Annotated in this window: 19 protein-coding genes and 3 pseudogenes; 3 read left to right on the forward strand and 19 right to left on the reverse strand. The window is 68.4% G+C overall.

The annotated features are described in order from the left end of the window. Nucleotides 1-7: 7 nt before the first annotated feature. From kdsB to IP93_RS07915, 16 genes and pseudogenes are all read right to left on the reverse strand, one after another. On the reverse strand, nt 8-775 hold the full coding sequence (gene kdsB / locus IP93_RS07840; protein WP_144814129.1) for a 3-deoxy-manno-octulosonate cytidylyltransferase: 768 nt from the start codon (nt 773-775) through the stop codon (nt 8-10). Next, entirely contained in the window at nt 772-1,821 is a 1,050-nt protein-coding gene (gene lpxK, locus IP93_RS07845) for a tetraacyldisaccharide 4'-kinase (RefSeq protein WP_144814131.1), read from the reverse strand. The genes kdsB and lpxK overlap by 4 nt, the downstream gene beginning before the upstream one ends. A 1-nt stretch (nt 1,822) precedes the next feature. After that, entirely contained in the window at nt 1,823-3,571 is a 1,749-nt protein-coding gene (gene msbA / locus IP93_RS07850; protein WP_242006799.1) for a lipid A export permease/ATP-binding protein MsbA, read from the reverse strand. Then, a complete protein-coding gene (locus tag IP93_RS07855; protein WP_144814134.1) occupies nt 3,568-4,005 on the reverse strand; it encodes an ExbD/TolR family protein in 438 nt (145 codons plus the stop codon). Before IP93_RS07855 ends, msbA begins: the two co-directional genes overlap by 4 nt. A gap of 3 nt (nt 4,006-4,008) precedes the next feature. Next, nucleotides 4,009-4,671 (reverse strand): MotA/TolQ/ExbB proton channel family protein, encoded by a 663-nt coding sequence (locus IP93_RS07860; protein ID WP_144814136.1) that lies wholly within the window; start codon nt 4,669-4,671, stop codon nt 4,009-4,011. Further along, nucleotides 4,565-7,049, reverse strand: a pseudogene (locus IP93_RS07865) (DNA internalization-related competence protein ComEC/Rec2); the annotation flags it as partial. The gene IP93_RS07860 and the pseudogene IP93_RS07865, both read right to left, overlap by 107 nt. Nucleotides 7,050-7,054: 5 nt before the next feature. Next, nucleotides 7,055-7,768 (reverse strand): lipoprotein-releasing ABC transporter ATP-binding protein LolD, encoded by a 714-nt coding sequence (lolD, locus tag IP93_RS07870; protein WP_484456013.1) that lies wholly within the window; start codon nt 7,766-7,768, stop codon nt 7,055-7,057. A 13-nt stretch (nt 7,769-7,781) separates the two neighbouring features. Further along, on the reverse strand, nt 7,782-9,026 hold the full coding sequence (locus IP93_RS07875; RefSeq protein ID WP_144814140.1) for a lipoprotein-releasing ABC transporter permease subunit: 1,245 nt from the start codon (nt 9,024-9,026) through the stop codon (nt 7,782-7,784). A gap of 5 nt (nt 9,027-9,031) precedes the next feature. Then, on the reverse strand, nt 9,032-9,508 hold the full coding sequence (locus tag IP93_RS07880; protein ID WP_242006800.1) for a hypothetical protein: 477 nt from the start codon (nt 9,506-9,508) through the stop codon (nt 9,032-9,034). Further along, nucleotides 9,456-9,722, reverse strand: coding sequence for an FAD assembly factor SdhE (locus IP93_RS07885; protein WP_144814145.1), 267 nt, complete (start codon nt 9,720-9,722; stop codon nt 9,456-9,458). Before IP93_RS07885 ends, IP93_RS07880 begins: the two co-directional genes overlap by 53 nt. A gap of 8 nt (nt 9,723-9,730) precedes the next feature. Next, complete coding sequence (locus IP93_RS07890; protein ID WP_158636306.1) at nt 9,731-10,153, reverse strand: MAPEG family protein; 423 nt, start codon at nt 10,151-10,153, stop codon at nt 9,731-9,733. A 208-nt stretch (nt 10,154-10,361) separates the two neighbouring features. Next, nucleotides 10,362-11,144 (reverse strand): succinate dehydrogenase iron-sulfur subunit, encoded by a 783-nt coding sequence (locus IP93_RS07895; RefSeq protein WP_144814151.1) that lies wholly within the window; start codon nt 11,142-11,144, stop codon nt 10,362-10,364. Between the two features lie 18 nt (nt 11,145-11,162). Beyond that, on the reverse strand, nt 11,163-12,956 hold the full coding sequence (gene sdhA, locus IP93_RS07900) for a succinate dehydrogenase flavoprotein subunit (protein ID WP_144814153.1): 1,794 nt from the start codon (nt 12,954-12,956) through the stop codon (nt 11,163-11,165). Between the two features lie 33 nt (nt 12,957-12,989). Further along, nucleotides 12,990-13,388, reverse strand: a complete 399-nt coding sequence (sdhD, locus tag IP93_RS07905) for a succinate dehydrogenase, hydrophobic membrane anchor protein (RefSeq protein WP_144814156.1) — start codon at nt 13,386-13,388, stop codon at nt 12,990-12,992. Continuing rightward, a complete protein-coding gene (gene sdhC, locus IP93_RS07910) occupies nt 13,385-13,792 on the reverse strand; it encodes a succinate dehydrogenase, cytochrome b556 subunit (RefSeq protein ID WP_144814159.1) in 408 nt (135 codons plus the stop codon). Before sdhC ends, sdhD begins: the two co-directional genes overlap by 4 nt. Nucleotides 13,793-13,874: 82 nt before the next feature. After that, nucleotides 13,875-14,063, reverse strand: coding sequence for a DUF1674 domain-containing protein (locus IP93_RS07915; protein WP_144814162.1), 189 nt, complete (start codon nt 14,061-14,063; stop codon nt 13,875-13,877). Nucleotides 14,064-14,074: 11 nt separating this feature from the next. Here IP93_RS07915 and ygfZ point away from each other — a divergent pair, with 11 nt between their 5' ends. Beyond that, nucleotides 14,075-15,025 (forward strand): CAF17-like 4Fe-4S cluster assembly/insertion protein YgfZ, encoded by a 951-nt coding sequence (gene ygfZ, locus IP93_RS07920; RefSeq protein WP_199747150.1) that lies wholly within the window; start codon nt 14,075-14,077, stop codon nt 15,023-15,025. Nucleotides 15,026-15,207: 182 nt separating this feature from the next. Here ygfZ and IP93_RS07925 read toward each other — a convergent pair whose 3' ends face one another. The 3 genes from IP93_RS07925 to IP93_RS07935 form a co-directional block, all read right to left on the reverse strand. After that, the gene (locus IP93_RS07925) at nt 15,208-17,490 is read right to left on the reverse strand and encodes a thiamine pyrophosphate-dependent enzyme (RefSeq protein ID WP_144814164.1); all 2,283 of its coding nucleotides are present in this window, start codon (nt 17,488-17,490) and stop codon (nt 15,208-15,210) included. A gap of 102 nt (nt 17,491-17,592) precedes the next feature. Further along, the gene (locus tag IP93_RS07930) at nt 17,593-18,756 is read right to left on the reverse strand and encodes an acyl-CoA dehydrogenase family protein (protein WP_144814167.1); all 1,164 of its coding nucleotides are present in this window, start codon (nt 18,754-18,756) and stop codon (nt 17,593-17,595) included. Nucleotides 18,757-18,950: 194 nt separating this feature from the next. Then, nucleotides 18,951-19,769 (reverse strand): glycine zipper 2TM domain-containing protein, encoded by an 819-nt coding sequence (locus IP93_RS07935; protein WP_144814169.1) that lies wholly within the window; start codon nt 19,767-19,769, stop codon nt 18,951-18,953. 166 nt (nt 19,770-19,935) lie between these two features. Between IP93_RS07935 and IP93_RS15900 the strand changes: the two are divergent. Together IP93_RS15900 and IP93_RS16085 are read left to right on the forward strand one after the other, a co-directional pair. Next, nucleotides 19,936-20,034: pseudogene (locus IP93_RS15900) on the forward strand (DUF6116 family protein); the annotation flags it as partial. Between the two features lie 64 nt (nt 20,035-20,098). Next, nucleotides 20,099-20,257: pseudogene (locus tag IP93_RS16085) on the forward strand (transposase); the annotation flags it as partial. Between the last annotated feature and the right edge of the window lie 124 nt (nt 20,258-20,381).

A 20,381-nucleotide genomic window follows, 5' to 3' on the forward strand; every position in this document is an offset into this window, starting at 1 on the left:
CCATGGTTCAGTGGCTCCGGCTGGCGACGCGCGCTTCGGCCCGCGCCAGGTCTTCGGGCGTATCCACGCCCGGCGGGAACGGCTCGGGCGTGAGTGCCACGGCGATGCGGTGCCCGGCTTCCAGCGCGCGCAGCTGCTCGAGCGATTCCACTTTCTCCAGCCGCCCCTGCGGCATCGCCGCGAACTGGCGCAGGAAACCGGTGCGATACCCGTAGATGCCGATGTGGCGCATCCACACGTCGTCGTCCGGCAGGAAACTGCGGTCCCGGGCGAAGGCATCGCGCGGCCAGGGCATCGGCGCGCGGCTGAAGTACAGCGCGTCGCCGTCGTGGTTGGTGACCAGCTTGACCGCATTGGGGTCGAACAGCACGTCGACATCGGTGATGGGCGCGGCCAGCGTGCTCATCGGCGCGCCGCTGTCGCGGACCAGTTCGGCCACCAGGCGGATGCCGGACGCCGGAGCAAAGGGCTCGTCGCCCTGCAGGTTGACCACGATGGTGTCGTCGGCCCAGCCGGCGATGGTGGCGCATTCGGCCAGCCGGTCGGTGCCCGAGGCGTGGTCGACCGAGGTCATGGCCACGTGCACGCCGCAGCCGTGCAGCGCGGCGGCGATGCGTTCGTCGTCGGCGGCCACCCAGACTTCGCGCGCACCGGCAGCCAGCGCGCGGCGCGCCACGTGCAGCACCAGCGGCTCGCCGCCCAGCAGCCGCAGCGGCTTGCCCGGCAGGCGCGAGGCTGCATAACGGGCGGGGATGGCGACGACGAAATCGGTCATGGCGTGGGGTGCTGGTAGGCGGTGCGGGTCTGGGTCAGCCGGCTCAGCAACGCGACCCAGAACGCCTCTGGCAGTTCGGCGTCGATGGGCACGGCGTAGAACAGGTCGGAACCGAACTCGGCGCACTTGACCGCATCCTTCTCGGTCATGAGTACGGGCAACCGGCTGCCGAACTCGAAGTCCTCGCGACTGTAGCGATGGTGGTCGGGGAAGGCGTGCGGAACAACCGCTATGTCCAGGCCGCGAAGCATGGCGAAGAACCGCTCGGGGTCGCCAATGCCGGCCACGGCGTGCACGCGCTGGCCAGCGAAATCGGACAGGCTGCGCGGGCGGCCGCCGGACAGCGGCACCGCGCGCTCGGCGCGCAATCGCATCGGCCACTCGCCAAAGCCGGTTTCGCCGTTCAAGGTGGGCGTGCCGGGTCCGCCGAGGTTCACCACCCGGAAGTCGCAGCGGCGTCCGCGTTCGGGGTGTTCGCGCAGGGGACCCGCCGGCAGCAACTGGCCGTTGCCATATCGGCGACGGGCATCGATGACTTCGATCTCGACGTCGCGACGCAATGCGTAGTGCTGCAGCCCATCGTCGCAGACCACGATGTCGCACCCGGCCTGTGCCAGTGCCCGTGCGGCCGCGGCCCGGCGGATGTCCGCGCGCAGTGGCACGCCGGTGCGGCGCACGATCAACGTGGGCTCGTCACCGCCTTCGCGCGGGGTGGTGGCCGCTTCGACCCAGAGCGCGCGCTTGGCGTTGTCACGACCGTAACCGCGGCTGGCCACACCGGGGTTCCAGCCGGCCGCGCGCAGCCGTTCCACCAGCGCGATGGTCAGCGGCGTCTTGCCCGCGCCACCGGCGGTGATGTTACCCACGACCACCACCGGGATGCCGGGATGCTGCTGGCGCAACAGCCCGACGCGGTAGAGGCGCCGCCGCAGGGCACCCGCGCCCGCGTACAGCCCGGCCAGCAGGCGTGCGTGCAGCGGCACGGGGACGTCGCCGTACCACCAGGCCGGGTGGTGCTCGCGGGGCGCGCCTTGCGGTCCACTCATCTCACTGGGCTTCCCGGAACTGCATGCGGTGCAGGTGCGCATAGAGCCCGTCGTGCGCCAGCAGTTCAGCATGGGTGCCGCGCTCCACGATGCGGCCATCGTCCATCACCAGCACCTGGTCGGCGTGTTCGATGGTCGACAGTCGATGGGCGATCACCAGCGTGGTGCGGTTGGGCATCAGGTGCGAGAGCGCATCCTGCACCAGGCGTTCGGACTCGGTATCGAGGGCGGCGGTGGCTTCGTCCAGGATCAGGATGGGCGCGTCCTTCAGCATGGCGCGGGCAATGGCCAGGCGTTGGCGCTGCCCGCCCGAGAGCCGGCCGCCGCGTGGCCCCACGGGCGCATCGACACCCTGCGGCAGTTGCTGCACGAACTCCAGCGCATTGGCGCCACGCACGGCCTGCTGCAGCGCCTCGGGCGAAGCGCCTTCCATTTCACCGAAGGCCACGTTGGCTGCGATGGAACCGTCGAACAGCATGACCTGCTGGCCGACCAGCGCGATCTGGCGCCGCAGGTCGGCAAGGCGGTACTCCTGCACCGGCACGCCATCGAGCAGGATCGCGCCGGATTCGATCTCGTAGAAGCGCGGAATCAGCTTGATCAGGCTGGACTTGCCGCTGCCGGAGCGTCCGACGATGGCGGTGACGGTGCCCGGGCGCGCGGAAAAACTGACGTCCTGCAGCGCGGGACGGTGTTGCCCCGGGTAGCGCGCGGTGACATCGCGGAACTCGATCGTTCCGTCGGCCTTGTCCAACGTGTGCGTGCCGGTATCGGGTTCGTCCGGTGCGTCCAGCACTTCGAACAGGCGCTGTGCGGAGGCCACGCCCCGCTGCAGCATGCCCTGCACGTTGGTCAGCTGCTTGATGGCGGGAATGATGGCCATCATCGAGGTCATCAGGGTGACGAAATCACCCGCGCTCAGGCGTCCCCTGACCGCTTCACGCCCGGCCAGCAGCAGCAATGCCGCCAGGCCGATGGCGCCCATCAGCTGCACCATCGCCGAGGAGATGCTGCGCGTGGACTCCACCTTCACGCTCAGGCGGAAGTGGGTGTCGGCCTGGTCGCGGTAGCGCTGCAACTCGGCCTGCTGGCCGCCGTAGACCTTGACCTCCTGCTGGTTGGACAGCGACTGGTCGGCCAGCAGCATCAACTGTGCGTTGCTTTCCTGGATGCGGTGGCTGATGCGCCGGTAGCGCCGGCCCACGTGATTCATGATCCACGCCAGCGGGGGGGCCAGCAGGAACACTGCCAGCGTGACTTTCCAGCTGTACCACAGCATCACCGCCAGCATGGCGATGACCTGCAGGGACTGCTGCAACATCACCTTCATCGCGTCGATGGCGGCGGCCGCCACCTGTTCGCTGTCCGAGCCCAGCCGGTTGAGCATCGATGGCACCGGCTCGGCGTCGAAGCGCTGGCCGGGCAGCCGCAGGTACTTGCCCAGCAGGCCGGTGCGCAGGTCACGTGCGATGCCCCGCGCGGAGCGGGCCAGGGTCATGTCGGTCACGTAGCCCGCCACGCCGCGCACCAGGAACACCGCGACGATGCCCAGTGGCAGCAGCACGCTCAGGCGCTCGTCGTGATCGATGAAGGTAGCGTTGATCACCGGGCTCATCAGCCAGGTGAATGCGCCGCCAGCGGCCGCTTCGACCAGCATGGCCAGCAGGCCGACCAGCAGCAGCGGGCGGTACGGACCGGCGAAGCGGATCAACCGCCGCCAGGTGGGCCAGGGACTGTCGCCCACGCTCACCGCCCGCCCCCGGCCGAAGCCTTCGGGGTCGGCGCGGTGGCGATCAGGATGCGGCGGAACCCGAGCTGGCCCAGTGCATCGTAGGCGGTCACCACCGCCTGGTGCGGCGTGCGGGCATCGGCACGCAGCAGCACCTGGCGGTCACGCTCGTTGCCCGCCACTTCGGCAATGGTCGCCTTCAGCGACTCCAGGTCGTCGCGCAGCACCTCGCGGTCGTGCACGAAGTAGCGGCCGCTGGCATTGACCAGGATCGACAGTGGCTGGCTGGCCTCGTTGGCCTCGCCACTGGCGCGTGGCAACTCCAGCTTGAGCACGTTGCGGCCGTCGAACGTGGCGGTGACCACGAAGAAGATGATCAACACCAGGATGACGTCGATCATCGGGACCAGGTTGATCTCCGGCTCGTCGTCGGCGCGATGGTCGCGGATGCGCATGCGTCAGCTCGCGCTCACCGGCGGGGTGATGCCGTGGGCGCCCGGCGCCACTTTGGCCGACGCGGCGCGCGGCTCGATGGCATCCAGCAACAAAATGGCTTCCGATTCCATGTCGACGATGTACTCGGCGATGCGGCCACGGAACCAGCGGTGCGCGAGCAGCGCCGGGATGGCAACGATCATGCCGGTGGCCGTGCAGACCAGGGCCTTGCCGATGCCGCCGGCCAGCTGGTTCACGTCGCCGATGCCGTGGTCGAGGATGCCCAGGAACATCTGGATCATGCCCACCACCGTGCCGAACAGGCCCAGCAACGGACCGGCGGCGGCGATGCTGCCCAGGGTGTTGAGGTATCGCTCCATGCGATGGACGAGGTGGCGCCCCACGTCCTCGATGCGCTCACGGATCTGGTCACGCGGACGGTTGCGCACATCCAGCGCGGCGGCCAGCAGCGCGCCCAGTGGCGAAGTATTGCGCAGGGTGTCGATATGCGCCGGATCCAGCTTGCCGCCGGCCGCCCACTCGCGCACTTCCTTGCCCAGCCCCGGCGGGATCACCGCCTTGCGCCGCAGGGTCCATGCACGCTCCACGATCAGGGCCAGCGCGAGCGCCGACAGCATCAACAGCGGAATCATCGGCCAGCCGCCTGCCTTGACCAGTTCCAGCACTCGCAAACCTCCGGCACGCGGCCGCCTCAATCGGACCGATAGGATAGCCCAGCCCGACCCTGCGCCAAGCGCTGTTCGGCATCCCACAGGCGCGGGTGTGTTTGCCGTCGCGTTTCGGGTGCCAGCGTGGTTTCGCCCAGCCTGAACGTGATGGCCCCGGTCCGGGCGGTGTCCCAGACCGTGGCCCCGGCGTCGCGCCAGCGCCGAACGATGCCCGGCCGCGGGTGGCGGAACATATTGCCGTACCCCGTGGAGACGATGGCGTGGCGGGCCTTGGTAGCGTTCACGAACGCCGGATCGGAGGAGGTTTCGCTGCCGTGGTGGGCGACCACCACCACCTGGGCCACCAGTGCGGCGGGGTCGCGGCGGACCAGTTGACGCTCGATGATGTCCCCGATGTCGCCAGCGAGCAGCAGCACGCCCTGCCGGCTCTCCACCCGCAGGACGCAACTGGAGTCGTTGGCCAGGTACGGGAAGTACGGCGTGGGGTGCAGGAAGCGGAAGTGGACGCCATCCCAGGTCCAGCTTTCGCCGGCCACGCAATCGCGGGCGCCTTCCAGCCCGACTCCTTCGGGAGCCAGCAGCGACGGCAGCGGGAAGGCGGCGCGGACCGTCTCCAACCCGCCGGCATGGTCATTGTCTCCATGGCTGACCACGGCCCGGTCGATGCGCCGAACGCCGCGGGCGCGCAGCACCGGCAACACCGCGCGCTCGCCGGCATCGAATCCATCGCGCATCGCCGGCCCCATGTCGTACAGCAGCGTGTGCCCGGCGGTGCGCACCATCACCGACAGGCCCTGCCCCACGTCGATGACGGTCACTTCCGCGGTGCCGTGCGCGGGCAGTTGCCGGTCCGGCCACAGCAACGGCAGCCAGAGCAGCAGGGCCAGCGGCTTGCCGGGAATGCCGCGCGGCAGCAGCAGCCACGCCGCGCCCAGCAGGGCCAGGGGCAAGGCGAACCACCGCGATTCGGCGACCCACCACAACGCGAATGGACTGCTGCCCAGCCACTCGAACAGCGGCCAACTCAACTCGAAACACCATGCGGCGGCGCGCAACGGCGACGTGCCCAGCCCCGCATGCAGCGATTCCAGCGCCGCCCCCAGCAACGACAGCGGCACCACCACCAGGCTCCACCATGGCACCGCGACCAGGTTGGCCATCGGTCCAGCCATGGACACCTGGCCGAACAGCAGTACCGCCATCGGCAACAACCCGATGGTTGCCACGCCCTGTGCCGACAGGAACTCCCGCACCGGCTGGCGTCCGCCCTGCGGCAGGCACCACATCAGCCAGGCCACGCCCATGAAGCTGAGCCAGAACCCCGCACCCAGCACGGACAAGGGGTCGTACAGCAGGACGGCGATGACCGCCAGCGCCAGCGTGTCGAACGGCGACACACGGCGCCGTGCGCCCAGGGCCAGGGATACGGCGGCGATCATCAGGGCGGTGCGCACCGTGGGCACGGCAAAGCCCGCAGCCGCGGTATAGGCCACCGCGCCTCCCGTGGCCGCGACCGCTGCGACCACCTGCCGCGGCGCGAAACGGGCCAGCGCAGGCACCAGCCACCACAGCCCGTACGCCAGCAAAGCGAAGAACCCGCCCACCAGCCCCACGTGCGAGCCGGAAATCGCGATCAGGTGGGTCAGGCCGTTGGCCCGCAGCAGGGTCCAGTCCTCGTCACTGATGGCACGCGTGTCGCCGATGGCCAAGGCGCGGATGAAACGCGAAGTGTCGCCTGGGATGGCGACGGCAATCCGTCCTGACACGCCTTCGCGCCAGGCCTGCAGCCCGCGCGCCTCGGTCAGTCGCACCGCCTTGCGCGGGTGGCGGACCTGGGCGTTGCCGGCGATGCGCCGGGCGAAGGCGTGTTTTTCCGAATCCGAGCCGCCAGGGTTGCGCAGGCCACGCGGGGCCTTGAGCCGCACCGCCAGGCGCCACCGCTGGCCTGCCTGCACGCTACCGCGATCGGTCATGCCGGCGTCGGCCCAGGACACGCGCAACCGGCGCCCGCGCAGCGGGTCGGGCTGCGTCGGCGCATCGTCCACCTTGAACACGAAACGGGTCTGCCGGGGTTCGTGCTCGGGCAAGTCGTCCACCGTGCCCGTGATGGTCACGACCTTCCGCTCCAGGGAGGCGGGCAACTGCAGGGACAGCGTGTGCGCCGCGTGCAGGCCTGCCAGCCCCAGGCCGACAAACAACGCGCCGGTCCAGCGCCAGCGGCCGGCCTTCCACCACATCCACAGGCCCGCCAGCAGCGCGATGACGCAGGCCACCCGCGACGGCACGGTAGGCCACAGGAGGACTGCGGTGACGCCGCATACCAGTGCCACCGCGCTGGCGATTCCGAAGGGCGGCATCCTTGCCGCGGGCTGCATGGGCGCTAGACCTCGTCGCGTGCGAGTTGCCGGAGCTTGCCCTCATGCAGCTCCATCACCCGGTCCAGCCGTCGTGCCAGCCGGCGGTCATGGGTGACCAGCACCAGGCTGGTGCCCTGCTCCCGGTTGAGTCCCAGCATCAGGTCGAAGACGATCGAGGCGGTCTTCTCGTCCAGGTTGCCCGTCGGCTCGTCACCGAGCACGCATGCCGGCCTGTTGACCAGTGCGCGCGCCACGGCCGCGCGCTGGCGCTCGCCACCGGACAGTTCGCCGGGCTTGTGCTGCAGGCGATGGGACAGCCCCACCGCTTCAAGCAGGCCGGTGGCGCGCCTGCGGCCTTCGGCGACATCCGCGCCGCCCAGCAGCACGGGCAGCATCACGTTCTCCAGCGCCGTGAACTCCGGCAGCAGGTGGTGGAACTGGTACACGAAACCCAGGGCGTGGTTGCGCAGCGTGCCCCGGGCCTTGTCCGACAGCGCGCTCATGCGCTGGCCCGCCACGAACACTTCGCCCGCGGTCGGCGTATCCAGCCCGCCGAGCAGGTGCAGCAGCGTGCTCTTGCCCGCGCCCGATGCGCCCAGGATGGCGACCGTCTCGCCCTTGCGCACGGCCAGGTCCAGTCCGTCGAACACCGGCGTGCGCAGCTTGCCTTCGGCATAGGTCATGCCCAGGCCCTGGCACATCAGCACCGATTCGGCCGCGGCCTGGTCCATCTGCATCGCATCCACGGGGTTACTCATAGCGCAGCGCCTCCGCGGGAGCGGTGCGCGCTGCACGCCACGCCGGATAGATCGTCGCCAGGAACGCCATGACCAGCGCGATCGCCGAGATCATGGCCACGTCGCTGCCCTGCAGGTCGGTGGGCAGCCCGGTGACGTAGTACACGTCGGCCGGAAGCAACTGGTAGCCGGTCAACTTCTCGATGCCGAACAGGATGGTCTCCAGGTTGAGCGTCAGCAGCACGCCACCGACCACGCCCAGCACGGTGCCGACCACGCCGATCAGCGAACCCTGCACCATGAACACGTGCATCACCCCGCCCGGCGACAGGCCCAGCGTGCGCAGGATGGCGATGTCGGCCTGTTTGTCGGTCACCAGCATCACCTGCGAGGAGACCAGGTTGAACGCGCCCATCGCGATGATCAGCGACAGCAGCACGGCCATGATGGTCTTCTCCATCTTCAGCGCGCGGAACATGTTGGCGTTCTCGCTGGTCCAGTCGCTCACCCGGTACACCTCGCCCAGGTTGAGCGCCAGGTCGCGCGCCACGTTCCAGGCCTGGTCCATGTCGTGCAGCCGCAGGCGCACGCCGGTCACCCCATCGCCCATGCGCAGCATGCGCTGCAGGTCCTGCATGTGCACGAAGGCCATGCCCTTGTCGTACTCGTTGTAACCGGCCTCGAAGATGCCGCTGACGGTGAAGCGCTTGAGCTGCGGCACCGCGCCCATCGGCGTGCTGCGGAAATCGGAGGTCATCATGGTGACCTTGTCGCCCACCCCCACGCCCAGCCACAGGGCCAGCTCCTTGCCGAGGATGATGTTGAAGCTGCCCGGCTGCAGCGTGCCGAACGTGCCCTGCACCATCCGGTCGGCGATGACGGAGACCTTGGGCTCTTCGGCGGGCATCACGCCGCGCACCATGGCCGGCTGGTTGCGGCTGCCGGTGAGCAGGGTCTCCTTCTCCACGTAGGGTGCCGCGCCGGCCACGCGCTTGTCTGCGGCCGCACGCTGCACCGCCCGCGGCCAGTCGTGCACCGGCTCGCCGTAGCCGCTGACCGTGGCATGGGCCACCATCTGCAGCATGCGGTCGCGGATTTCGCGCTGGAAGCCGCTCATCACCGCCAGCGTGGTGATCAGCGCCGCAACGCCCAGCGCGATGCCGAGGATGGACGCCAGCGAGATGAAGGAGATGAAGCCGTTGCGGCGCTTGGCGCGGAGGTAGCGCAGGCCGATGGCGACGGGGATGGGTTTGAACATGGAGGCTATGGTGCCATCGATGGCCGTGACGGCGAAGTCGCGCGGTCGCGCATCGCGAGCCGCAGGTCGCGACGGGCGCGGTGGGTGGTCGTGTCCGGCCAGAGCACGGTCCGATGCCGGCGACCGTCCGCCGCGCGGCAACGCAGGAAAGCCACGGGGCCGCGCCAGCTCACTGCCAGCATCGCCAACGGCGTGTCGTCCAGCAGCGGGGCCGGCAGCTCGTCGGCGTCATCCGCCGGCACCGTGGGCAGCACCAGCGTGCGCCAGGGTCGCGCCCACTCCCGCCGGGCCGCCCAGGCGGCATGGATCAGCACACAGGGCGCGCCGCCCCATGCCCAGGGGGACGGCAGGTCACTGGCGAAGAGCGCGCCTGCTGCGAGCACACCCAGCAGCAGGACCATCAACGCCAGCTGGCGCGACGGGCCCCACTCAAGGTGGCAACTGGCGTATGCGTTGGACGAGCGCGTCGAGCTCGGCGTCACTGGCGGCCTCATGCCCCATGAACCAGTGCCACAGCCTATCGTCTTCGGTTTGCAGAAGCCGTAGGAAAACTGCCCGTTCCGCTGTAGGCGCATGCCGCCACGAGCGATTGAGGTACCGGTCGAACATCTGGTCGAGCTCGCGCATACCGCGGCGGCACTTCCAGCGCAGGCGCCGCAGCTCGGCTTCGTCGTCGGCCAGGGGTTTGTCAGTCATTGGATCGATCATCCCGTCAGCAGGCCTATCGCGAGGTAAGCCCACAGCAGCCACAGCACCATGCCGCCGGCAACATACGCGATGAAGCGGTGCATGACCTTGTTGTACGTCACGTGGATGGCGCTGTGCACCACGCGCAGGCCGACAAAGGCCCACGCCAGCCCCAGCAGCAGCCCATCGGCCATGCCGATCCGGTCGGCCACCGCAAGGGCCACGTAGAACAGCACCGGCAACTCGAACAGGTTGCGGAAGTTGTCCGCCGCACGGCTGTCGGTCAACAGCGCGGTGGCCTGGGCGGATGTGGCCACCCGCTGCGGATGGATGCGCTCGCGCTTCATCTGCCCGATGCGCATGAAGTACATGCGCCACCAGACGACGAACGTCAGGCCAGCCATCGCCAGCGCGGGGAGGAAAACAGCCCGATCATCCATTTCGTGAGCCTCGGTGACAGTGGCCGCAGGGCCACGAGTGACGGGACTATACCCGTACACGCCGGACGCAGGAGGAACCACGCGGATCCCGGTCCGGGGTGATGCCCCCTGCCCTCGCATCCGCAAGTGGCCCCGTGGGTGACCCACTGCCCCGGAAACAACCGGGCCCGCACGTGGCGGGCCCGGGCATATCCACTGACCGCTTGCGTCAGACGCGGCGGGCCAGCATCAGCTTCTTGATCTCGCCGATGGCCTGCGCCGGGTTCAGTCCCTTCGGGCAGGTGCGGGCGCAGTTCATGATGGTGTGGCAGCGGTATAGCTTGAACGGGTCTTCCAGGTCGTCCAAGCGGGCACCGGTGTCCTCATCGCGGCTGTCGATGATCCAGCGGTAGGCCTGCAGCAGGATCGCCGGGCCCAGGTAGCGGTCACCGTTCCACCAGTAGCTGGGGCAGCTGGTGCTGCAGCACGCGCACAGGATGCACTCGTACAGGCCGTCGAGCTTCTTGCGGTCGGCCGGCGACTGCAGGCGCTCGCGGTCGGACGGGGTCGCGCTCTGCGTGCGCAGCCACGGCTTGATCGACGCGTACTGCGCGTAGAAGTGGGTCAGGTCCGGGACCAGGTCCTTGACCACTTCCATGTGCGGCAGCGGGTAGATCGGGACTTCACCCTTGCCGCAGTCCTCGATCGCCTTGGTGCAGGCCAGCGTGTTGGTGCCGTCGATGTTCATCGCGCACGAACCGCAGATGCCCTCGCGGCACGAACGGCGGAACGTCAGGGTCGGGTCGATCTCGTTCTTGATCTTGATCAGCGCGTCCAGGACCATCGGACCGCATGTCGCCATGTCCACCTCGTAGGTGTCCACGCGCGGGTTCATGCCGTCGTCGGGGTTCCAGCGGTAGACCTTGAAGGTGCGCGGCTGCTTGGCGCCAGCCGTCGGCCAGTGACGGCCCTTCTGGATCTGCGAGTTCTTCGGGAGGTTGAATTCGGCCACGGGTGTGCTCGCTCCAGATCAGTAAACGCGCTTCTTCGGCGGGATGACGTCGACGTCGCCGCTGAGCGTGTACATGTGCACCGGACGGTAGTCGATGCTGGTGTTGCCGGCTTCGTCCACCGAGCAGAGGGTGTGCTTCTGCCAGTTGGCGTCGTCGCGGTCCGGGAAGTCCTCGCGGGCGTGGGCGCCACGCGATTCCTTGCGGTTCTCGGCCGAGACGATCGTCACCAGCGCCTGGTCCAGCAGGTTGGACAGCTCGAAGGTCTCGATCAGGTCCGAGTTCCAGACCAGCGAACGGTCGGTGACCTTGACGTCGGCGAACGATGCGTGGATCTCGCGCATCTTGGCCACGCCCTCGGCCAGCGTTTCGCCGGTGCGGAACACCGCGGCGTCGGCCTGCATGGTGCGCTGCATCTTGTCGCGGATGACGGCCGTCGGCGTGCCGCCGCTGGCGTTGCGCAGCTTGTCCAGGCGTGCCAGCGACTTGTCGCAGGCATCGCTGGCCAGCTTGGCCTGCGCGCCATTGGGCTTGATGGTCTCGGCGGCGCGGTTGGCGACGGCGCGACCGAACACCACCAGGTCGAGCAGCGAGTTGGAGCCCAGGCGGTTGGCGCCGTGCACCGACACGCACGCGGCTTCACCAATCGCGTACAGGCCCGGCACCACTTCGTCCGGGTTGCCGTTGCGCAGCTGGACCACTTCACCGTGGTAGTTGGTCGGGATGCCGCCCATGTTGTAGTGCACGGTCGGAATCACCGGGATCGGCTGCTTCTCCACGTCGACGCCGGCAAAGATGCGCGCCGACTCGGCGATGCCCGGGAGCTTCTCGTGGATGACCTCGGGACCAAGGTGGGTCAGGTCGAGCAGGATGTGGTCCTTGTGCTCGCCGACGCCGCGGCCTTCGCGGATTTCAATCGTCATCGAGCGGGAGACCATGTCGCGCGGGGCGAGGTCCTTCACGCTCGGGGCATAGCGCTCCATGAAGCGCTCGCCGTTGGAGTTGCGCAGGATGCCGCCTTCGCCGCGCACGCCCTCGGTGATCAGGCAGCCCGCGCCGTAGATGCCGGTCGGGTGGAACTGCACGAACTCCATGTCCTGCAGGCCCAGGCCGGCGCGCAGCGCCATGCCGCCGCCGTCGCCGGTGCAGGTGTGCGCCGAGGTCGCGCTGAAGTACGCGCGGCCGTAACCGCCGGTGGCCAGCACCGTGCCCTGCGCCTTGAACAGGTGCAGGGTGCCTTCGGCCATGTCGAGGGCCAGCACGCCGCGGCAGGCGCCCTGCTCGTCCATGATCAGGTCGAGGGCGAAGTATTCGATGAAGAACTGCGCGTCATGCGCCAGCGACTGCTGGTACAGGGTGTGCAGGATGGCGTGGCCGGTGCGGTCGGCCGCGGCGCAGGTGCGCTGCGCCGGCGGGCCTTCGCCGAAACGGGTGGTCATGCCGCCGAACGGGCGCTGGTAGATCTTGCCGTCCTCGGTGCGCGAGAACGGCACGCCCTGGTGCTCGAGCTCGATGATCGCCGGGATGGCCTCGCGGCACATGTACTCGATGGCATCCTGGTCGCCCAGCCAGTCCGAGCCCTTGATGGTGTCGAAGAAGTGGTAGCGCCAGTCGTCTTCGCCCATGTTGCCCAGCGCCGCGGCCACGCCGCCCTGCGCCGCCACGGTGTGCGAACGGGTCGGGAAGACCTTGGTGATGCAGGCGGTCTTCAGGCCCTTCTGGGCCAGGCCGAAGGTGGCGCGCAGGCCGGCGCCACCGGCGCCGACGACCACCATGTCGAAGGTGTGTTCCTGGATCTTGTAGGCGGATGCCATGGAGCGTTGTCCTCTAGCTGGGGCGGCGACGGCTTACAGGCCGCCCAGCGCGATGCGGATGACGGCCAGCACGCTGGCGATAGCAGCGAGGGCGCAGACGAAGCGGATGAGAAGCTGCGTGACCACGGTCAGGCCCGGCGCATGCACGTAGTCCTCGACGATGACCTGCAGGCCCAACTGGGCATGCCAGAACATCGAGATGAGGAACGCGACCAGCACGGTGGCATTGAACGGATTGGCGACGGTGGCACGCACGGTGGCGTAATCGGCCCCGGCGTTGAACACCACCAGCCCCAGCACGTACAGGCCGAGGAAGATCAGCGCGACGGCGGTGATGCGCTGCACGATGAAGTGGTGCGTGCCGTCCTTCGCGGAGCCAAGGCCTCGCGCGGTCTTCAGCGGGTTGCGGAGACGGGAGTTGTTGGCGCTCATGCACCACCTCGCTGCATCATGGCGACGATCCAGATCAGGGCGGTCACGGCCAGGCTGCCGAACACGCTGGTCCAGCTGCTGCGGATGAAGGCCTCGACCTTGAAACCGTAGCCGGCGTCCTGCAGCAGGTGGCGGATGCCGTTGATCAGGTGGTAGGCCAGCGCCCAGCTCCACCCGAACAGCACCAGGAAGCCCATTGGCGAGGTGGCGCAGGCGGTCACGTCGGCCCACTGCTCCGGACCGGCGGCGAGCTTGAGCAGCGCGCCCATGATCAGCAGGCTGCCGACGAAGAGGATGACACCGGTAGTACGGTGCAGGATCGATGTCACCATCTGAACCTGCCAGCGGTAAACCTGCAGGTGTGGCGACAAGGGACGTTCGCGAACGCGTGGGTTATCGGCCATGAGCGTGCGTTGTCTCTCGGCTGGGCGGCGGGGCCGCGTGGCAAGACGATGGATCGGCGGAATTGCGGGATGCGGGTCGGCGTCAGAAGTCGATGCAGCGGCCGTTCTTTTCCCAGTCGCCGTAGCGGACGGGGTCCAGCCCCTCGCGACCGCCGTGCTCCACTGGCGTGGGCCTGGGCGTGTCCTGGGTCGTGTCGGGCGTGGTGACCGGCTCGGCCGCGGGCTTGGGCGAGGGTTCGGTAGCTGCGTCGTGAGCGCTTTGACCTATCATCTGAGCCCTGAATGTTAAGCCCCGAACCCATGTCAGACAAGTCGCACGCCATGCCGGACGGGCTTTTCGCCCTCCCCCACCATCGTCTTATGGCCCTTTCGGGGCGCGACGCTGTTGCGTTTGCGCAAGCGCAATTCATGAACGATGTGACGCTGCTCACCGATGGACAGTGGCAGTGGAACGGCTGGTTGACGCCCAAAGGGCGCGTGGTTGCGCTGTTTGCGCTGTTGCGGGTGGATGCGGAGACGTTGTGGCTGGTGTTGCCGGATGCGGAGCCGGGCCCGCTGGCCGATGCGCTGAAGCGCTACGTGTTCCGTAGCAAGGTCGCCATTGCCGTGCGCGACGACCTGCACATTGCCGGCCGGCTGGGCGCGCCATTGGTGGCGTCCGGCGCGGTCGCATCACTTGCGCTGCCCACGAGCATCGGCACCGGGACTCCCCTGTCGAATGCGGAGACGGCCGCCGGCGACGTTCCGGCACTCGTGGAGTTGGACATGAGCGGCGACGGTGGACCGCGCGCGCTGTACGTCTTGGCGCGACCGCTGGCCCCTTCGCCTGCATCCGAAGCTGCATGGGCGGCGGCGGACCTTCGCCACGGCCTGCCCCTCCTGCCCGCCGGTCAGGCCGAACACTGGACGCCGCAGCAGCTGTCGCTTGAGCGCCTGAAGGCTTTCAGCGTCAAGAAGGGCTGCTACCCGGGCCAGGAAATCGTGGCGCGCACGCATTTCCTGGGCAAGGTGAAGCGTGGGCTGATGCTGGTGACGAGTTCCGTGCCCTTCGATGCCGGCGCAGAACTCTTGGCTGATGTCAGCCCGTTGGGCAGCGTCGTGTCGTCAATGGCCGATGATGCGGGCAGCGTCGGCTTGGCCGTCGTGCCTTTGGAGCGTGACGCGGCCGCGGCGTTGACCATCGCCGAGGCTCAAGTCACGGAAGCCCCGCTGTTGGGCGGCTTGGCCCGCTGAGGCCCTGCGCCAATTGAGTCACTCCACCGGGACGAACGGGACCGCGGGGCAAAGCGGCGCGCCTGATGCACTGCGGCAGAGGCCGCAGCGCTCGCATGGTGCCACTCGCCGCCCGCATCGGGCGGCGGCGTCACGACATCGCTTGCTTGCAGACGGCCACGCGAGCCGCCTGCCCCGCAAGGTCAGGCCAACCGGTCCGCCGCAGCGACGATGTCGTCATCCGCCGGAATGACCAGGAATGCCGCACCGGCCAGCGGCGTGTAGGTGTCCACACCCACCACGCGCTGGAACGGACGCGCGCTGTAGCCGCCCTCGGCGATGGCGGTGATCACGCCCTCGCCCACGCCGGCGCTGTGGCGACCTTCATCGACGATCAGGATGCGCTTGGCGGTCTTCGCCTGCTCGCGGATGTACTGCTCGTTGAGCGGCACCAGCCAGCGCAAATCCACCACCCTCGCCTTCCAGCCGCGCTTCTGCTCGATGCGGCGGGCGGCGCGCAGGCTCATCGGCACGCCATTGCCGTAGGTGAAGATCACCAGGTCGTCACCCTTGCCGCCACTCTCGGGCAGGTACACGCGACCTTCGCCCAGGGTCATGGCCTCGCCCGGCGCCGGATAATCGGTCAGCCACTTGCCGTCACCGGCTTCGTACAGGTCCTTGGTCATGTACAGCGCGATGGGCTCGAGGAACACGCTGACGCGGCCATCGACCTTGGACAGCGCGGTCAGGGTGCGCAGCATGGTCGCCGCGTCATCGCCACGCGACGGGCAGCCCACCACCAGGCCCGGGATGTCGCGCAGCGCGGTGATCGAGTTGTCGTTGTGGAAGTGACCGCCGAAGCCGCGCTGGTAGCCCAGCCCCGCGATGCGCACCACCATCGGGTTGGCGTACTGGTTGTTGCTGAAGAACTGCAGGCTGGCTGCTTCGCCGCGGATCTGGTCGCAGGCGTTGTGGAAATACGCCAGGTACTGGATCTCCGGGATGGGCAGCATGCCCATGTTGGCGAAGCCCTGCGCCATGCCGAGGATCATGGTCTCGTCGAGCAGCGTGTTGAACACGCGGCGCGGGCCGAAGGCCTTCTGCAGGCCCTTGGTGACGGTGTACACGCCGCCCTTCTGCGCCACGTCCTCGCCGAACAGCAGTGTGTCGGGGTACTTGGCGAAGATGTCGTGCAGCGCCTGGTTGATCTGGATGGCCAGGTGGCGCGGCGGCTGGTTCTCGGGCAGCTTGGCCTCGCTGCCGAAGGCGGTGAGACGGCGCTCGGCATAGTCGGTGCGCTCGGCCTCGGCCTTGACCTTGCCCGGGGTGTACGGCGCCAGCGGCGCGACCACGTCGGCCAGGCTGTCCAGCTTGGGCCTGCGGTCGGCCTCTTCGGCCGCTGCAAAGCACTTCTGGCGCGTGGCCTCGTACAGCGCCAGCACGTCCTCCTTCGACATCAGTCCCGACTCGATGGCGATGGCGGCCGAACGCAGCAGCGGGTCGCCGGCTTCCACCGCGCACAGTTCCTCGACACTGCGCCACTCGATCTCGAAGTCGGTACCGGCGTGGCCCATGATGCGCGTGGTGCGCAGGTGCAGGAACGTCGGGCGACGGGTGCGACGGCAATGCTCCACCGCGGCCTGCACCTGCCCATAGCCGGTGGCGAGGTCCAGGCCATCGGCGAAGAAGTAGTCCAGGTCCGGGCGGTTGCGCATGCTCTCGGCAATCCAGCCAGTCGGCGTCTTGACCGAGATGCCGATGCCGTTGTCCTCGCACACGAACAGCACGGGCGCCGGCAGCTTCTGGTACGCCGTCCACGAGGCGGCGTTGAACGCGGTCTGCGCGGTGGCGTGGTTGGCCGAAGCGTCACCGAAGGAGCAGATGGTGATGCTGTCGCCGGGAATCGGCAGCTGCGTGCCCAGGCGCTTGCCGGTCTCGATGGCCACGGCGGTGCCCAGCGCCTTCGGCAGGTGCGAGGCAATGGTCGAGGTCTGCGGCAGCACCCACAATGGCTTGCTGCCCCACACCTTGTGGCGGCCGCCGCTGGCCGGGTCGTCCTTGCTGGCCGCGAACGACAGCGCCGAATCCATGATCGGGTCCATGCCCGGCAGCTTGCGGAAACGCTCGGCCATGAAGCCGCCGGAACGGTAGTGCAGGAACGCCGGATCGGTGTGTCGCGCCGCGCGCGCCACCATGGCGTTGCCCTCGTGGCCCGAGGAACCGATCGTGTAGAAGACCTTGTTCTGCACGCGCAGCACGCGCGCCATCAGGTCCAGGTGGCGACTGATCAGTTGCGACTCGAACAGCTCGCGGAAACCCTGCGCATCCAATGCGCTGCCGTCGAGGATCGCCTCACCGGGCGCAGGCCGCGCCTGACGCGTTCCGTCCCATGCCTTCACGAACTCCGTGAAGTTGACGTCGCAGATCTCGGCGCGGTTGAGGCCCTTCATGCGGGCCGGAATGGGATTCGGAACGGTGGCGAACATGCGGAAGGGACCCGGTAAGGCGCCCCTGCCCGCACGTCGCATTGGACCGTGCCGGCATGGGGAGCAGGTTCTTGCCCGCGCCATGCCGGCGCGGGCCGGAGATCAGAACGCGTTGATGCCGGTCAGCTCGCGGCCGATCACCAGCTGGTGCACCGTCTCGGTGCCTTCGTAGGTGATGACCGACTCGAGGTTGAGCGCGTGGCGGATGGCCGAATGCTCGGTGGTGATGCCCGCACCGCCCAGCAGGTCACGGCATTCGCGCGCGATGTCGATGGCCATGCGGCAGTTGTTCCACTTGGCCAGCGACACCTGCGCCGGCTGCATGGTGCCCGCATCCTTCAGGCGACCCAGCTGCAGCACCAGCAGCTGCGCCAGCGTGATGCGGCGGGCCATCTCGGCCATCTTGATCTGCGCGCTCTGCGTGGCCGCCACCGGGCGGTCGAACAGGATGCGCTCCTTGGTGTAGCCCAGCACTTCCTCCAGGCACGCGATGGCGGCGCCGATCGGACCCCAGGTGATGCCGTAGCGGGCCTGCGTCAGGCAGCCCAGCGGACCCTTCAGGCCCTTCACGTTCGGCAGGCGGTTGGCCTCCGGCACGCGCACGTTGTCGAAGAACAGCGCGCTGGTGACCGAGGCGCGCAGCGACATCTTGTGCTTGATCTCCTGCGCGGTGAAGCCGGGCATGCCCTTCTCCACCACGAAGCCCTGGATGCCGTCGTCGGTCTGCGCCCACACGATGGCGATGTCGGCGAGGTTGCCGTTGGTGATCCACATCTTGGAGCCGTTGAGCACCCAGTCCGCGCCATCACGCTTGGCGTTGGTCTTCATGTTGGCCGGGTCGGAGCCGCCGTGCGGCTCGGTCAGGCCGAAGCAGCCGATGACCCTGCCCGCGGCCATGTCCGGCAGCCAGCGCATGCGCTGTTCTTCCGAGCCATACGCATAGATCGGGTACATGCACAGCGAGCTCTGCACGCTGACGAAGCTGCGGATGCCGCTGTCGCCGCGCTCCAGTTCCTGGCAGATCAGGCCGTAGCTGACGCCGTTGAGGCCCGCGCAACCGTACTTCTCCGGCAGCGAGCTGCCCAGCAGGCCCAGCTCGGCGATTTCCGGCACCAGCTCCTTCGGGAAGCGGCCCTGGTCGAAGGCGTCGCCGATGATCGGCAACACGCGCTCGTTGGTGAAGCGCGCCACGGTGTCCTGCACGGCACGCTCTTCTTCGGTGAGCAGGGAGCGGACGTCGAACAGGTCAAACGGGTTCAGGGCCATGGACGCACTCGGCAACGGACAAGGGAAAGTTGCCATTGTAACGGTGCGTGAAGGCGCGGGGCACCCCGTCGGCGGCACCCGGCGGCCCGTCCCGCCGCGCAGAAACAGAACGGGGCCGGATGGTCCGGCCCCGTTCGAAGGGGTTTTCGCAGCGGGACGCCGCCGGGCCAACCCCGGCCGTCCGCTGGGCCGCCTCAGCCGTTGCTGCTGGGACCGGCAGCCGCCGCCGTCTGGGTGACGACTTCGCCATCCACCACCGGCAGGCGTTCGCCGACCGGGCGCTCATCCATGCGCACGGTGTGCTCCTGGCCCTGGTAGCGGTAGGTCACGTCGTAACCGACCACGGTGTTTTCGCTGCCCAGCGAGATGCGGTTACCGGGCTTGCTGCTGGTGCGCATGGTGCCGGTGGTGCCATCCGGGTTGCGGTAGGTCACGTTGTAGGCCACCACCTTGGATGACTGCGACGTGTCGGTCACGGTGTGGCACTGGCGTTCCGTGCGCGAGGTCACCTTGCCGCCGACGTGGTTGCGGTCCACGCGGTTGCCGATATAGCCACCCGCGACCGCACCGGCAGCCGTGGCGGCCTTGCGGCCATCGCCGCCGCCGACCTGGTTGCCCACCACCGCCCCGATCAGCGCGCCGGCCACGGTACCGCCGACGTTGCCATCGCGTTCCGGTGCGCGGTCCTGCACGACCACGTCGTTGCATACCTCACGCGGCGTGTTGGTGGTGCTGGTTTCGCGGATCGCCTCGGTGCCGAGGACCGTGGCGTACTGCGCCTGCTTCTCGTTGATCGGCTTGACGCCCACCACGTCCGCATATTCAAGCGGGTTCGGATTGATGGCGGCGTCGCTACCCGCGTCCATCCCGATCGACGGCGCGGGCTGACCGGTCGTTTCGGTGGTGAACTGCGCATCCTGCGGCGCATCGCCGCGGAAGCTGTTGTAGGCCGCCACCGCCACGCCACCGACCACGAGGGACGCAAGTGCAACTGCAAGCATGTTCTTGTTCATGGTGCCTCCTGCAGCGGGACGGTCCCGCGGTTCTGTTGGCCGCATTGCAGCACCCCCAACCTGAATGAGTACATAGCCAGAGCCCCCAGGCTGTCGCAACTGTGAACGGGGCACGGATGGCGTGTTAGCGTGCGCACAGACCATCGCTGCCGCAGGCACAGCCCCCATGGCCAATCCGTTGCTCCTGCCGTTGCTCAACTGGGCACGCAAGCTGCGCTATCCCACGTTGTTCAAGATCACCGCGGTGCTGTTCGCGCTCACCCTGGTGGACCGACCAGCCTTTCGTAGACATCCGGACGCCATAATTCATGGCAATGACCGAGGTGTTTATGGGCAACAGCAAGCAGTACACGGATGAGTTCCGGGCCGAGGCGGTGAAGCAGGTGATCGAGCGCGGCTTCACGGTGGTGGACGTCGCCGCCCGGATCGGGATCCCCAAGCACACCCTGTATGGCTGGGTGCAGGTGGCGAGGAAAATGGCGCCGGCATCGGGCGCTTCAGCAGCGCCGAGCGACTCGGCCGAGATCCGCCGGCTCAAGGCCGAGCTGCGGCGTGTGACCGAGGAGCGCGACATCCTAAAAAAAGCCGCCGCGTACTTTGCCAAGGGGTAAG

Source organism: Aerolutibacter ruishenii (genome assembly GCF_007830115.1).
Taxonomy (GTDB): domain Bacteria; phylum Pseudomonadota; class Gammaproteobacteria; order Xanthomonadales; family Xanthomonadaceae; genus Aerolutibacter; species Aerolutibacter ruishenii.